At 49.5% G+C, this 14,498-nt stretch carries 10 protein-coding genes; 6 read left to right on the forward strand and 4 right to left on the reverse strand.

Features of this window, described 5'->3' with window-relative positions; all coding sequences use genetic code 11:
• Nucleotides 1-67: 67 nt before the first annotated feature.
• Genes BZG83_RS01990 through BZG83_RS02000 form a run of 3 tightly spaced genes read right to left on the reverse strand, consistent with a single transcriptional unit; the run spans nt 68 to nt 5,715 of the window.
• Nucleotides 68-2,704 (reverse strand): PqiB family protein, encoded by a 2,637-nt coding sequence (locus BZG83_RS01990; protein ID WP_077479168.1) that lies wholly within the window; start codon nt 2,702-2,704, stop codon nt 68-70.
• Nucleotides 2,667-3,926, reverse strand: a complete 1,260-nt coding sequence (locus BZG83_RS01995; protein WP_077479169.1) for a paraquat-inducible protein A — start codon at nt 3,924-3,926, stop codon at nt 2,667-2,669. The genes BZG83_RS01990 and BZG83_RS01995 overlap by 38 nt, the downstream gene beginning before the upstream one ends.
• Nucleotide 3,927: 1 nt before the next feature.
• On the reverse strand, nt 3,928-5,715 hold the full coding sequence (locus tag BZG83_RS02000) for an ABC transporter ATP-binding protein (RefSeq protein WP_077479170.1): 1,788 nt from the start codon (nt 5,713-5,715) through the stop codon (nt 3,928-3,930).
• 76 nt (nt 5,716-5,791) lie between these two features.
• Here BZG83_RS02000 and BZG83_RS02005 point away from each other — a divergent pair, with 76 nt between their 5' ends.
• The 4 genes from BZG83_RS02005 (at nt 5,792) to BZG83_RS02020 (ending at nt 9,855) form a co-directional block, all read left to right on the forward strand.
• Complete coding sequence (locus tag BZG83_RS02005) at nt 5,792-6,250, forward strand: GAF domain-containing protein (RefSeq protein ID WP_077479171.1); 459 nt, start codon at nt 5,792-5,794, stop codon at nt 6,248-6,250.
• Nucleotides 6,251-6,365: 115 nt separating this feature from the next.
• A complete protein-coding gene (gene proQ / locus BZG83_RS02010) occupies nt 6,366-7,007 on the forward strand; it encodes an RNA chaperone ProQ (RefSeq protein WP_069589069.1) in 642 nt (213 codons plus the stop codon).
• A 17-nt stretch (nt 7,008-7,024) separates the two neighbouring features.
• Nucleotides 7,025-9,031 (forward strand): carboxy terminal-processing peptidase, encoded by a 2,007-nt coding sequence (gene prc, locus BZG83_RS02015; protein WP_077479172.1) that lies wholly within the window; start codon nt 7,025-7,027, stop codon nt 9,029-9,031.
• A 176-nt stretch (nt 9,032-9,207) separates the two neighbouring features.
• Nucleotides 9,208-9,855 carry a hypothetical protein gene (locus tag BZG83_RS02020; RefSeq protein WP_077456730.1) on the forward strand — a complete coding sequence of 216 codons (648 nt, stop codon included), beginning with the start codon at nt 9,208-9,210 and terminating at the stop codon, nt 9,853-9,855.
• 79 nt (nt 9,856-9,934) lie between these two features.
• On the opposite strand, the gene pncB is transcribed toward BZG83_RS02020, so the two are convergent.
• Nucleotides 9,935-11,107 carry a nicotinate phosphoribosyltransferase gene (gene pncB, locus BZG83_RS02025; protein WP_077479173.1) on the reverse strand — a complete coding sequence of 391 codons (1,173 nt, stop codon included), beginning with the start codon at nt 11,105-11,107 and terminating at the stop codon, nt 9,935-9,937.
• 342 nt (nt 11,108-11,449) lie between these two features.
• On the opposite strand from pncB, the gene pepN reads away from it, so the two are divergent.
• Nucleotides 11,450-14,059, forward strand: a complete 2,610-nt coding sequence (gene pepN, locus BZG83_RS02030; protein ID WP_077479174.1) for an aminopeptidase N — start codon at nt 11,450-11,452, stop codon at nt 14,057-14,059.
• Between the two features lie 97 nt (nt 14,060-14,156).
• Nucleotides 14,157-14,375, forward strand: a complete 219-nt coding sequence (locus BZG83_RS02035; RefSeq protein WP_069587733.1) for a DUF2835 domain-containing protein — start codon at nt 14,157-14,159, stop codon at nt 14,373-14,375.
• Nucleotides 14,376-14,498 lie beyond the last annotated feature (123 nt).

Genomic DNA, 14,498 nt, shown 5'->3' on the forward strand with positions numbered 1-14,498 from the left:
GAGGAGAAAGTCGGTATTTTTACTCAAAAAGGGCAGCCAAAGAAAAAGGCTGCCCGAAAAGATAGCGCTAGGGTTTCGGGATCGCAGTGCGCCACTCACGCCACTCTGCTTTGGGTTCTCGATGCAGTAGGTAGTGGCGTTTGTCGTTAGCTTTGGGGGCCAATGGAGAGGTGTCGGGTGTTGCAAAGGCGATCCCACCTTTCAGTAGGCTATCAATGGTGCCGCTTTTTAGGTTGGCACCGGTCAAACCAATCGACACATCCACACCGGATTGATTCCAAAACACCGTGTTTTCTCGAACCAGATGTGCATACTGCGGCGTGATCTGGACACTGAATAAAACGCGGTCAGCAAACTCGCCCAATTGCACTTTGGAGACAGTGCCTACCTCCATATCGCGATAGAGGATTGGGGTGCCAACAGCAATGGAATGACGTGCATCACTTTCGAGCACCAGTGATAGGCCCCGCGGATATTTGGGGGAAGCATGTAATTCGAATTCTTGCTTAAATTCGCCCGCTCCGGGTACGACAGAGATATAGGCCCCAAACAAAGAATCTAAGTTCTCAGTTTTTGTAAGGCTTAATACCGGATGGGTTAGCCAGTAATAGCTCCCTTGACGGGCAAGTTCATTTTTATATTCAGGGTACAAACGACTGTGCACGCGGACCGATTGAGTTTTAAAATCCGGTTCTAGTTGGGTAATCTCGCCAACATCCACCCCTTGATAACGGATTACGCTGCCAACCTTTAACCCTTTGGCTTCGTCCGTGTTGAGTACAATATCGACCCCGTAACGTGCCGCGTCTTTTCGTGAGGGGTAGAGCTTCCAGTCGCCTTGGCGTTTGTTGCTAATGCCCGGCATAGAGCCAAAGGCGATACCGCCACTGAGTAAAGAGCGAAGCGAGCCTGTGTTGATTTCTACACCACGTAAGTTGGCTTTGATGTCGAGACCGGATTGATTCCAAAATACGGTATCGCGGTTTATCAGGTGGCGATAGCGATTGTTCACGGCAATCGATATCGTGACGCTTTTTCCATTCAGCTGGTAGCCTTCCACTTGCCCGACGACAAAATTGCGATACATCACCGGACTGCCCTCGTTAATGCTGGGCAGTGCATCAGCCACTAGGGTAAAGCGGGTTTTGCCTTGCGCGTCTTCTCGCGCGTGTTTGGCTTGGATACGTGAGGTATAGAGCGGATAGCTATCGCGTACACCTTGCTTGCCTTGGCTAGTAAAGCTTAATGCGGGATCGGCGATTTGCTCCATAGCAGGCACTACCACATCGAGCCCATTGCCGCTCAACTCACCGGTAATTCCCCCTAATATAAAGAATTGCGATTGTTGTTTGACAAGATGGCGGTATTGCGGATAGATCACCGCTTTTATCGTGACGGTGTCACTTTTATTGAGGCCGATGTGATCAATAAAGCCCACCTGAATGCCACGATGAAGCACTTTGGTGCGAGGCGTAAGGCCGTAAGCGTCATCGGCGTCGAGCGTAACTACCAAGGCATCGGCGGCCTCTTTTTGTTGCTGCTGCCACGTGCTGGCTGAGAAGCGATAATGACTATCAACAGCTGGAGCATCAGGGGAGCCGGGCACCACGGATAAGAAGTTACCCAACACCAAGTTGCCGATATTTTTAAGACCGTTAAAACCAATCTGTGGTTGTTCGATGGTGATTTGGGTCTCTTGATTGAACAGCCACAGCATGCTCGGGTCTATGGCGGCCGTGGCAGACGCGTTTTGGGTGTCTGGATCGATGCGAATCTCGGTAATCTCACCGATCTGCAGTCCTTGATAGGTGACTCGGGCGCCAGCGCCTTGAATACCGTGGTTGGTAGGCAAGGCAATTTCAATGGTTTGGCCACGTTCTGCAGCACTCAGGCTTGGGTATAACCTAAAGCTGTCATTATGCGTCGCTTGTGGGCTGGTACTCGGTGAATCAAACGTCACACCGCCGGCCACTAAGCTGGCAAGACTATCAAGTTCGACATCGACCCCAGACAGATCGACATTCGCTTTCAAACCACTGACGGACCAAAACCGCGTGTCTTGCTTCACCAACGAACTGAACTCAGGTTTGATCAATACAGACAGGGTGACGCCTTGATTATCATCATCAAGACGATAACTGTAGATCTCGCCGACTTGGATTTTACGGTAATAAAGTGGCGAGCCAATATTGAGCGAGCCCAAGGTCGGTGCGTGGAGCTTAAAGGTCGTGCCAGCTTTATCGGTCGTATCAGCCGGGGGCTCATCGCGCGCGGTAAAGCGAAGGCTAGGTTCACCCTTTCCCGGTTGAAGGGCGATGTAATTCCCCGACACCAGTGTTTCAAGGCCGCTAATCCCCGTTAATGACGCGCGTGGTTTCACTAACCAGAATTCACTGCCGGTCGTGAGCAACTGCTTGGCTTCTGGGTAAATCGTGGCATCGACATAAATGCCATTGAGATCATCCGCCAAGGTGATATTGCGAACTTTCCCGACTTCTAGCCCTTGGTAACGAATGGTTGTTCGCCCCGCTTCTAAGCCTTGCGCATCGTTGAACAGAATTTGAATCCGCTGTCCGGCTTCATTAATGGATTGAAAAACGAGCCATCCCGCTAAGCCTAGCGCCAAGATAGGCAAGATCCATAAAGGAGAAAGGCCATAGGTCGTCTTAATGGTTGGCGTCGGCACGTCGTGTTTGTCGCTCATGATGATCCCATATCAAACGCGTATCAAGAAGGTCAGTGGCCAGCATAGTGAGTACCACCACAATACCAAAAGCAATGGCGCCAGGGCCGGGTGTAAAGTCCATAATGCGGCCACGATCAACGAGCGCGACCATCAATGCAATCACGAATAAGTCCATCATTGACCACTTGCCAATCCATTTCACGCTTCGATATAGCCACATGCGTTGGCGTGGCGTAATGGCGACAGAGGTATGCAAGCTAATCAGAATGAAACCAAGTCCGAGAATCTTTGCCACTGGCACAATGATACTGGCGGTAAAAATTATCGCCGCTATTCCCGGCATACCATTGTTAATCAGGCTGGCAACGCCAGAAAAAATCGTGTCTTCGAGTCGGATGCCATTCGAGAAAAAAATCGAGATTGGATAAAGGTTGGCGGGCAACAAAAAGACCGCAGCGGTGAGCAGACACGCCCATGTTTTTTGCTCGCTGCGTAGCAGGCGAACGTGTAGGGGACGTTCACAACGTTGGCAATGGGTTTGAGTGCTATGGTGTTGCGTCAAACCACAGTGATCGCAACGAATCAAGTTATGGATACTGTTGACAGGTTTAGGGGCTAAGAACGCATCCCAGTAGCGTCGGGTATTGACACGTACTAGCAGCACCGAAAGCAGAATTTGTAACGTGGCGTAGCAGGCGAGCCCCAATGAAAAGCGAAGATCGGCATAGTCTTGGATTTTAAAGCACGCAATCGCGAGGCTAACCATAAACACATCCGCCATGACCCAATGACGGAGGTGATCAATCAGCGTCACGGTTGGACGGAAAAAGCGAATGTTGCCGTGACGGCGCGCCAAGTGCATGACCAGAATGGCTAAGGTAAAAAGGAGTGGTGCAAGGCTAGCACAAAAGACCACCAGCGCGGTGACAAAGGGGTAGCTGGTCCATAGAAGGTTCGCGCCGGTCAGCACAGATGCGCTTATTTCCTTGCCTAATAAGTTGATTGATAACAGCGGTAGCCCATGGGCGGGTAAAAATAACACCAGTATGGTTAACGCAATGGCCAACTCACCGTTAAACGATAATCGACGCCCTTGCTGCAATTTAGTGGCGCAGCGTGGGCAGATGGCAAGGTGATCCCAAGCGGTTTCGCAACCGGTCAACACAAGATCGCAACCGGGACAGCGAATTAACCCTGTCCGAGGTTGAGGCTCAAGATGAGTGACCGGTTGCACGCGCATGCTATTTCCCTGCTGCCTGTTGAATGGTGCCATAAAGTGTTTGGTATACGCCCGGGGCGGTAACCAACTCACCGTGGGTGCCTTTTTGGGTGACTTGGCCATCCTCCAGCACGTAAATCAAATCCGCTTCTTTCACCGCGGAGAGTCGATGCGCCACAATCAGCGTGGTGCGACCGGCTAAGAAGGTATGCATCGCTTGGTGCAGTGCCCGCTCCGTTGCGGTATCTAATGCCGACGTGGCTTCATCTAGAATGACCAGTTTAGGGTCGCCAAGCAACATTCTTGCGATGGCGACACGTTGACGTTGCCCGCCCGATAAACGGATCCCTTGTCGTCCCAGCGGTGTATCGAGCCCTTGAGTGAGCTTATTCACGACATCACCAAGTTGCGCCTGTTCTAGCGCGTGCCAAAGCTCGCTATCAGTCACATCTCGCCCCAAGCTCAAATTATTACGTAGGGTATCGTTAAACAACATGGGTTGTTGTAGTACCACCGCAATCTGTTGGCGAAGCGCGGCTAAATTAAGCTGATTGATCGAATAGCCGTTATAGCGGATATCGCCGCGTTCAACCGGATAAAGGCCCAGCAACAATTGGATCAACGTTGATTTACCGCCACCACTGGCGCCGACCAATGCGACACGCTGTCCCGCTGGGATATGCATATTCAAGCCATTGAGAACAGATTTATCTTCATCATAGGCGAAGTGCAGATCCTCAATCTCGATATCCAAGGCTGTATTGTCGCTATCACTTGGATTTTGGCCGTCAGGACGGCGTGCCTCTTCTTGCAAACTCAACACATCGTTGACTCGATTCATGGCTGCTTTAGCGCTATACCATGCAAACTGGATCCCTAACAGTTCCTGAACCGGGCCCAACATAAACCAAAGATAGCCGAACACAGCAAACATTTGACCAATGGTCAGATCACTAAAAAAGACCATGCCCATCGCGACAGCGCGGAAAAGTTCAAAGCCAATCAAAAACATCAAAAATGATAAGCGTCCCGCGGCCTCTGACTGCCAAGCATATTTATCGGCACTGACCTTAATATCGCCTGCACTTTGATCCAATTGATGAAGGTATTCACGCTCTCGGTTGGCGGCGCGGAGTTGGTAAAGCCCATCGAGTGTGTCGACGAGACGTTGCTGGAAGCGCTCAAACGCTTGGTTTTCTCGTTTTTTAAGATGTTTAACCCGTTGGCCTAGAGCGCGACTTAAGGCAACCACGATCGGGTTGATGAGCAAAATAAAAAGCCCTAATCGCCAATCCAGCCACAAAAGCACCACCGCGGTGCCCATTACGGTGAGAATGCCGATAATAAACTTACTCAGCGTAGTACCAATAAATTTATCAATGGTTTCGACATCGGTCACCAAATGAGACGTTAACCCGCCACTGCCGCGCAGTTCATACTCTTGCATACTCACACGGCCTAATTTTGCAATCAGGTGTTGACGAATTTTATAGGTAATGGCTTTGCCGACCAGGGTGAACTGACGGCTTTGAAGGATGTTAAGCGCTTGGCTGGTGGCACGCATCAACACCACAATGACAAGCACCGCCGCGATATAAAAAGCGGCATGTTGCCAAGCTTGTGGCAATACGTGGTTTAGCACCGCGAGCCCCCAATCGGGTTTATCGAGCAGCACTTCATCGACCAGTAATGGCATCAATAACGGAATGGGCACGCTGATCAGGGTGGCGACAATTGCCACAATATTGGCCCAAATCAGGCGGGTACGATGAGGTCGGGCTTGGTCAAGAAGCCAGCGCCAAGTAATCATAAATCAAGATACTCAATTGAAATGTCTTTGGATTATTTCTATTGTAATGGTCTTGTTGTTTGAGATGCAGTGATTTATGGAAAACAAAGCTGATTTTTACCGTCTGTTAACCCAACAAGCGGTTGCTTTATGTGAGGGCGAGCCAAGTTTGATTGCAAAACTGGCGAACGTGAGCGCATTACTGAATAGCCAACTTGAAGACATTAACTGGGTGGGTTTTTACTTGAGTGATGGCAAAGAGTTGGTGTTGGGACCATTTCAGGGCCTGCCGGCGTGCGTTCGGATCCCATTTGAAAAAGGGGTTTGCGGTGCCGCCTTTAGCCAAGATAAAGTCATGCGGATTGAAGACGTACACGCATTTGAGGGGCATATCGCCTGTGATGCCGCCAGTAACGCTGAACTTGTCGTCCCGGTTAGAATCGACAACCAACTCCAAGCCGTGCTTGATATTGATAGCCCAACAGTGGGTCGTTTTGACCAAGAAGATGAACAGGGCCTGACTACCTTGGTCAAAGAATTGCAAAAACACCTGTAATTTCGTCAATCTCGGTAGTTTTTTAATATCAGGTATCTATAATACGCACCACTTTCATACTTAAATACACGTAGATATTCTGCTGCAGCTTGACTACAGCAGGCCAGGAAAAAACATGGAAAATACTGAAAAGCTCGCGAACAGCAAAGAAGTCATTGCCTACATTGCTGAACGTTTCCCTAAATGTTTTACTGTTGAAGGCGAAGCCAAGCCACTAAAAATTGGCATTTTTCAAGATCTTGCAGAACGCTTGAATGATGACCCTAAGGTAAGCAAAACCCAATTGCGAGCCGCGCTTCGCCAGTACACGTCTTCCTGGCGTTATCTGCACAGCGTGAAACCGGGTGCGTCACGCGTCGATCTTGATGGCAACGCGTGTGGCGAGCTAGAACAAGAGCATATAGATCACGCGGCTCAAACTCTTGCTGAAAGCAAAGCGCGTGCGGCGGAACGTCGTAAGCAACAAGCGAAAAAAGCAGACGGTCAAGGCAAAACGCCAGCCAAAGGCAAAAAAGCGGCAGCTCAAACGGCAAAAGCTCGTACGAGTAAACCAAAGCCAGCTAAAATGACTAAGAAAGCTAAAGAGCCACGTCGCGAACTCAGCGCCAGCGACGTTGTCGTAGGAAAAGACGTAAATGTGAACATGGGCAATGGTAATCTGCCAGCGACCATTGTTGAAATTAACAAGGATGAGGTGCGTGTTCGTCTTACTAACGGTTTGACCATGTTAGTGAAAGCGGAGCACCTCAGCGCCTAAAGGAGACTCCTCGACGCATGTTTTGTCGACGCCGCTTTTCGGCTATCGCTGCCAGCTTGATGCTGGCAGCGTCTGCCCAGGCCGTAGAGGCCAACTTTCAACTCAGTGATTTGCCAACACTTTCCGCTGAACCCCAACACAAAACCGCTTCAAAGCGTGTCACCTCGCGCTTTACCCGCTCGCATTACAAGCAGTTTTCTCTCGACGATGCTTTCTCGGCCGGGATCTTTGAGCGTTATCTCGAGACGTTAGATTACAACCGTGTCTTTTTAACCCAGAGCGATGTCGATACCTTATCGCGTTGGAAAGACCGGCTGGACGATCAGCTCAAAGAGGGGGAAACCGACGCGGCCTACGAAATCTACAATTTGGTACTCAAAAAGCGCTTTGAGCGATACCAATATGCACTCGAGGTTCTCGATAAGCCGTTTGATTTCTCTAAAGACGAGTCAATGGTTCTCGACCGTACCGAACTGCCTTGGGCGGCCAATGAGCAAGAACTCGATGCGATTTGGGATAAGCGAATTAAAAATGATGCGTTGAATCTCCGTCTAACGGGGAAAGACGATGACGATATTCGCGAAACCCTAGGTAAGCGCTATAACAGCGCATTGAAGCGCCTCACCCAAAGTCACAGTGAAGATGTGTTTCAAGTCTACATGAACGCGTTTGCGCGAGAAGTGGACCCGCACACTAGCTATCTTTCTCCGCGCAATGCTGAGCAGTTCCAATCTGAGATGAACCTGTCACTCGAAGGGATTGGTGCGGTTTTGCAGGTGAAGGATGAATATACAGTGATTCGTTCGTTGGTGGCTGGTGGCCCTGCCTCAAAGTCTAAACAGTTATCGCCGGGAGATCGCATTATCGGTGTCGGTCAAGAAGACGAGGCGATGGTGGATGTGATTGGCTGGCGACTCGATGATGTCGTCGAGCTGATCAAAGGACCGAAGGGAAGCGAGGTCCGGCTACAGATTTTGCCTGAAGGCGCCAACGCTAAAAGTTACAGCGTCACTATTACTCGTGACAAAATCCGCTTAGAAGACCGCGCGGTCAAATCCGACGTGATTGAACGTGGCGATCAAAAAGWAGGGGTGCTGACGGTGCCGGGCTTTTATGTCGGTTTGGCTGAAGATACCAAGAAAGAGTTGGCAGCGCTCACCGCGCAAAATGTCAGTGGTATTGTGGTGGACTTGCGTAATAACGGTGGCGGCGCTTTGAGTGAAGCAACAGCGTTGAGTGGCTTGTTCATCGACAAAGGTCCGATTGTGCAAGTGCGCGATAGCTACGGTCGGGTTAAGGTCAACAACGACAGTGATGGCAAGAGTTTCTACAACGGGCCGATGACGGTACTGATTAACCGTTACAGTGCGTCGGCGTCAGAGATTTTTGCCGCGGCCATGCAAGATTACCACCGTGCAATTGTGCTTGGCGAACAGTCATTCGGTAAAGGTACAGTGCAGCAGCACCGCTCGCTAAATCATATTTATGATTTGTTCGAAAAGCCTTTAGGTTACGTGCAATACACCATTCAAAAATTCTATCGCATCAGTGGTGGCAGTACCCAAAATAAAGGCGTGGTACCCGATATTGCGTTTCCATCGCCGGTATCCCCCGATGAAACTGGTGAGAGCATGGAAGACAACGCGTTGCCATGGGATCAAATTGCCCCTGCGGAATACTCGGCAATGAAGCTGCCTGATGACGTGATTGATGCGTTGACCAAGCGCCATCAAACCCGCATTGCTTCAGACCGTGAGTTTGGTTTTATCCGCGAAGACATTGCGCTTTATCAGCAGGAAAAAGATAAAAACAGTATTTCCTTGAATGAGAAAGTGCGCCGGCAGGAAATGGATCACGAGGATAAAGAACGTTTGGCGCGCCTAAATGCACGTCAAAAAGCCATGGGCGAACCGCCGTTTAAATCGCTCGAGGATGTGCCGAAGGATTACGAAGAGCCGGATGCCTACTTAGAGGAAGCGGCGAGCATTACCAATGATCTTGCCACTCTAATCGCTAATCGTTGATCATCCTCGGTTGGTGTCACGACAAGCCTAGGCAATTGCCTAGGCTTTTTTTATGACATGGAGATGACGCGTAGATGTTGATGAACCGATAAAACGAGATCAATATCAAAAAATTGTAGCATTTTGAGATCTACGTCTAACCTTATTGATAGGAATAACGGTCAGTGGGGTGAGATATGCGTCTCTTACTTGGGTGTATGTTAGCGATCATCGTGTCGCTTCCGGTTCGCAGCGAAGAGCTCTCTCGCGTGGATTTCCCATTACTGCTGGGGGATTGGTATTGGTTTAGCGACATGCCCGTTGAGCAAGCCCCACATCCTTACAAAGCGATTAATCTGTCTTTTAATTCCAATTACGAGTTTCGTATCGATTTGTTACGTCATGATGGACAACTCGAAACCGCTGCAGGGCAGTACGACATCAACGAGAACATATTACGCCTGTACGATAATGAAGGCATCGAGCAGCGGCATGCCTATCAGCTCAATCATAACCAATTGCAACTGCAAGGTGCGGTCTTTACCAAGCTCCTGCCAGAAGATTTAAGCGGTTTGTGGCGTTCCCACAGCATCTCAGGCGAAGATGTGAGTGAACACGTTGACGGGGTGTCGCTGCAATTACGGCCCGACTTCTTATTCGCGATGCAGGTGCGCGGGGATGATGGGAGCTCAGTCACTCATCGCGGGGTCTATTTGGTGGAAGGCGACAACCTGATGTTGATCTACCGTAACGGTCGGCACTCATCGCAATTCCAACTGGCGGCAGATACCTTGCGATTAACCAATGATGTGTTTGGAATGGAAGCGATTCTGGAACGGCAATAGTGCCCCAAACAAGACAACCAGCCCGTCACGCGATGAAAAAAATGCCCGTATCACAGCGGGCATTTTTGTACCTGACTCTTTAATCAATCAGTCTAAATGCCGCTTTCAGCGCACTCAAATGCGCCTCGTCTTTACAAATTGCTTTGTTTGGCTCATCGGAGATTTTGGCGACGGGTTTGCCTTGGCAGCTAGTGAGCTTGATCACCACGTTAAGGGTTTTCACGTCGGGTAGATCACAGGTTAATTGGGTACCAATTCCAAACGATGTTTGCACCCGCCCTGAAAAATGGCGATAGATATGAATAGCCTTGGCCAGCGTGAGGCTGTCAGAGAAGACCAACGTCTTAGAGTCAGGGGCGATATCGTGATGCTGGTAGTGGGCAATGGCTTTTTCTCCCCAAGCGATGGGATCGCCACTGTCATGACGCAGACCGGTAAAGGCTTGCGAGAGTTCGCTGTCAAAATCACGAAGGAAAGCATCCATATTGATGCAATCGGTCAGAGCGATGCCCAGACTGTTTGGATATTCTTTTAACCAAACACGTAGCGCAAGCTGTTGTGAATCGGCCAACGCTCCCGCCAGCTGCTGATGCGCTTGAAACCACTCATGAGCTTGGGTACCAACTGGGGGCAGGCCAAGCTCTTTCGCTAACCAAACATTGGAGGTGCCTTTTAGCGGGGGATAAGCGGCTTTCAGGCGTTTAACGATGGCATAGTGCACATCACGCGAGAAGCGGCGACGTGTGCCGAAGTCGACCAATTGAAAGTCATCGGCAAAGCCGTCTTCGGGTAAATGATTCAGTTTCTCCTCAAGTCGGGCCAATGCGTGCTCCACCCCGAACGTGGGGTAGCAGATGCGATTCCGTAACTCACAGATAATCGCGAGTAATGGCACTTCCCAGAGAATCACTTCGCACCACGGACCAGCAATATGAATCGCCAGCTGTCCTTCTTCGATAGTGACAGTAACTTGCTCTGGGCGAAGCTGAAAGTGCTTCAGGTATGAGAGAAAATCTGCTTGATAGAGCTCGAGCGAGGCCAGATAATTTAACTCCTGCTCAGTAAAACGCAGTGAGCCTAGCGCGTTCACTTGCGCTATCACCGCGTCTTTTAGCGGAGTTAAATTCTCATCACTCCGACAATAGAAGTCCGCGGTGACGTGAACGTCACGATAGTGATGAAAGACGGCTTGCTGCATATTCAGCTTGTATGCGTCCGTATCCAGCAGTGAAGTGATGATCGGATTGTGCATGCGTGTGGAACGCCTTACGTGTTACAAAACGAAATTGGCGTCATAGTACCGCAATTTCTGTAAAATTTAACCGTCGTCACATTATATTTCCTGCCGGATTGGCAGCCTGCGTTGACAATATGCTGCATAATTCGCCAATTTGAGAGGTTTTATCGTCACATTGACAGTTTGTGAGGCGTTTTTTACACATCGCATACGCAAACAATTGATAACAAAGTGTTAAACCTATAGTCATCTTTTTGCGAGCGCGGTATGGTATAGCACGCTGCTCGCCAAGGTTGGCGTCAGGCAGTCACTGACACGATTTGTTGGCTGAGGTACACCCAATAATAAGGATTCAACATGTCTCAACAACCCACTGCGAAATATCGTAAAGATTATCGCGCCCCTGATTTTACCATTACCGACCTAAACCTAGAGTTTGATCTTGAGCCGAACGCAACCTTGGTAACGGCCGTGAGCCAAGTGAAGCGTTTAAATGACAATGCGACCGACATTGAACTGGATGGCGAAAACCTAAAGTTAGTGCGTATCGACATCAATGGCGATGCATGGACGGCCTACAGTGAGGAGTCAGGCAAACTCATCGTCCGTGATGTGCCTGCGGCGTTCACGCTCACGATCCAAACCGAGATCGACCCAGAAAATAATTCGGCCCTTGAAGGTTTGTATATATCAGGCGGTGCGTATTGCACGCAGTGTGAAGCAGAAGGCTTCCGCCGTATTACTTACTATCTCGATCGCCCGGATGTATTGGCACGTTTCACCACCAAGGTGATTGCGGATAAAGCGTCTTATCCATACTTGCTGAGTAACGGTAACAAAATTGCGTCGGGCGAGTTGGATAACGGTCGTCATTGGGTTGAGTGGCATGATCCGTATGCAAAGCCAAGTTATCTGTTTGCGCTAGTTGCTGGTGATTTTGATGTGTTGCGTGACAGCTTTGTGACGCGTTCAGGTCGTGAAGTGGCCCTCGAAATTTTCGTGGATAAAGGCAACTTAGATCGCGCCGATCACGCCATGGTTTCGCTTAAGAATGCGATGAAATGGGATGAAACACGCTTCGACCTTGAGTATGACCTTGATATCTACATGATCGTGGCCGTTGATTTCTTCAACATGGGTGCTATGGAGAACAAAGGCCTCAATATCTTTAACTCCAAGTATGTGCTTGCCAATGCAGAGACGGCAACCGATGCCGACTATTTGGGGATTGAGGCGGTTATTGGTCATGAATACTTCCATAACTGGACGGGGAACCGAGTCACCTGTCGTGATTGGTTTCAGCTGAGCCTGAAAGAAGGGTTAACGGTTTTCCGCGATCAGGAATTTTCGTCTGATTTGGGCTCTCGCTCGGTCAACCGTATTGAAAATGTTCGCATTATGCGCGGCCCTCAATTTGCTGAAGATGCAAGCCCGATGTCGCATCCGATCCGCCCAGAAAAAGTGATCGAAATGAATAACTTCTACACCCTGACAGTGTATGAAAAGGGCAGTGAAGTGATTCGTATGATGCACACTATTCTTGGCGAAGAAGGGTTCCAAAAAGGCGTGAAGCTCTACTTTGAACGCCATGATGGCACAGCAGCAACGTGCGATGACTTTGTGCAAGCGATGGAAGATGCCTCAGGGATTGATTTAACCCAATTCCGACGCTGGTACAGTCAATCGGGCACGCCGGTTCTCAATGTATCTTCAACCTATGACGATGCGACTAAACAACTGGCATTGCATGTGAAGCAACATACGCCAGCAACGGCCGATCAAGCGGAAAAACTACCATTGTATATTCCGCTCGATATTGAACTGTATCGCGCTGATGGCAGTGTGATTGAGTTACAGCGTCATGGAGAGCCTGTACACCATATCTTGGCGGTGACTGAAGCCGAACAAACCTTTATTTTTGATGCGGTGGATGAGCAGCCAGTGATTTCGTTGCTACGCGAGTTCTCGGCACCGGTGAAGCTTGAGTATGATTACCAAGATCAAGACTTAACCTTCTTGCTGCAACACGCGCGCAATGACTTTGCTCGCTGGGATGCGGGACAAAGCTTGCTGGCAAAACACATCAAGGCCAATGTGGCACGCGTACAAAATGATGAAAAGATAGTGATCCCAGCGTCAGTGGTTGATGCTTTCCGTGGAGTACTACTGAGCGAGAACACTGAACCGGCATTGATTGCAGAAGTGCTCAAGTTACCTTCTGAAAACGAAGTGGCGGGCTGGTTTGATATTGTGGATGTGGATGCGATTCACATGGTCATGGCGGCTTTCAAACAGCAATTCGCGGATGAAATGGTTGATGAGCTGGAAACGGTTTATCGCCAATATACACAAGCGTCATATGAAATCAGCCATAAAGCGATTGGTGAGCGTGACTTACGCAACACGTGTTTAAGCWATCTTGCACATACTGAAAACGGCAATGATTGGGTCGAAGCACAATACCGTAATGCCAACAACATGACCGATACAATGGCAGCACTGCATGCGGCCAACGCCGCCCAACTGCCATGCCGCGAGTCCTTGATGAAGCACTTTAGCGACCAGTGGCAGCATGACGGGCTAGTGATGGATAAGTGGTTTGTGCTGCAAGGTATAAATCCGGCAGAAAATGCCTTGGAAGGGGTGAAAGCACAAATGGCTCATCCGGCATTTAGCCTTAAGAATCCAAACCGAACCCGTAGTTTGATTGGTGCCTTTTGTTCGCGCAACCCCGCGCACTTCCACGCCAAAGATGGGAGTGGCTACCGATTCTTGAAAGAGATCTTGGTAACCTTAAACGAATCGAACCCGCAAGTGGCTTCGCGTTTAATCGATCCATTGCTTAAACTGGCGTATTACGACACCGAACGTCAGCAGCATATGCGCCAAGTACTACAAGAGTTGGCTGACATGGATAACTTGGCTAACGATTTGTACGAGAAAGTGCAAAAAACGCTCGAACAATAGGGCGAGCGAATCGTGATCCAATGATCATCAAGCCGTCCAATTTGGGCGGCTTTTTTGTTACCCTGTCGCAGAGAAAAAATGACCGAGTATCAACACGATGGATTATCGTTTTAACGTCAATATTTCCTATTCAGAGTATCAGCTCTATTACAGTGGCGCCGCGTCGAGTGTGGTGGTCACTACCGACAAGGGACTACGCTTGCAAATTCCCGCCGCACGCTTTCGTCCTTATCTCTCACAACTCGGTATACGAGGCCGTTTTAAACTTACCACCGATGAGGAGAATCGCTTTCGTTCTCTCGAGCGCATCGCCTAACCAAACGTAGCTAAGGAAATAGCTACACCAGTCACATTCTCGCGAAATTCGTATAAATCCAGCTGTTTAGATATAACGTTTTTGTGTAGCAAGCCTTACACTAGGCAGTGCGTATGTTAACGC

It is taken from the genome of Salinivibrio sp. PR919 (assembly GCF_001995355.1).
GTDB lineage: Bacteria > Pseudomonadota > Gammaproteobacteria > Enterobacterales > Vibrionaceae > Salinivibrio > Salinivibrio proteolyticus.

What these genes read in the sequence shown, in the direction of transcription:
- BZG83_RS02035 (WP_069587733.1), top strand. Translation starts at nt 14,157, where the DNA reads ATGGATTATCGTTTTAACGTCAATATTTCCTATTCAGAGTATCAGCTC.
- BZG83_RS02000 (WP_077479170.1), bottom strand. Translation starts at nt 5,715, where the DNA reads ATGATTACTTGGCGCTGGCTTCTTGACCAAGCCCGACCTCATCGTACC.
- BZG83_RS01990 (WP_077479168.1), bottom strand. Translation starts at nt 2,704, where the DNA reads ATGAGCGACAAACACGACGTGCCGACGCCAACCATTAAGACGACCTAT.
- proQ (WP_069589069.1), top strand. Translation starts at nt 6,366, where the DNA reads ATGGAAAATACTGAAAAGCTCGCGAACAGCAAAGAAGTCATTGCCTAC.
- pncB (WP_077479173.1), bottom strand. Translation starts at nt 11,107, where the DNA reads ATGCACAATCCGATCATCACTTCACTGCTGGATACGGACGCATACAAG.
- BZG83_RS02005 (WP_077479171.1), top strand. Translation starts at nt 5,792, where the DNA reads ATGGAAAACAAAGCTGATTTTTACCGTCTGTTAACCCAACAAGCGGTT.
- BZG83_RS02020 (WP_077456730.1), top strand. Translation starts at nt 9,208, where the DNA reads ATGCGTCTCTTACTTGGGTGTATGTTAGCGATCATCGTGTCGCTTCCG.
- BZG83_RS01995 (WP_077479169.1), bottom strand. Translation starts at nt 3,926, where the DNA reads ATGCGCGTGCAACCGGTCACTCATCTTGAGCCTCAACCTCGGACAGGG.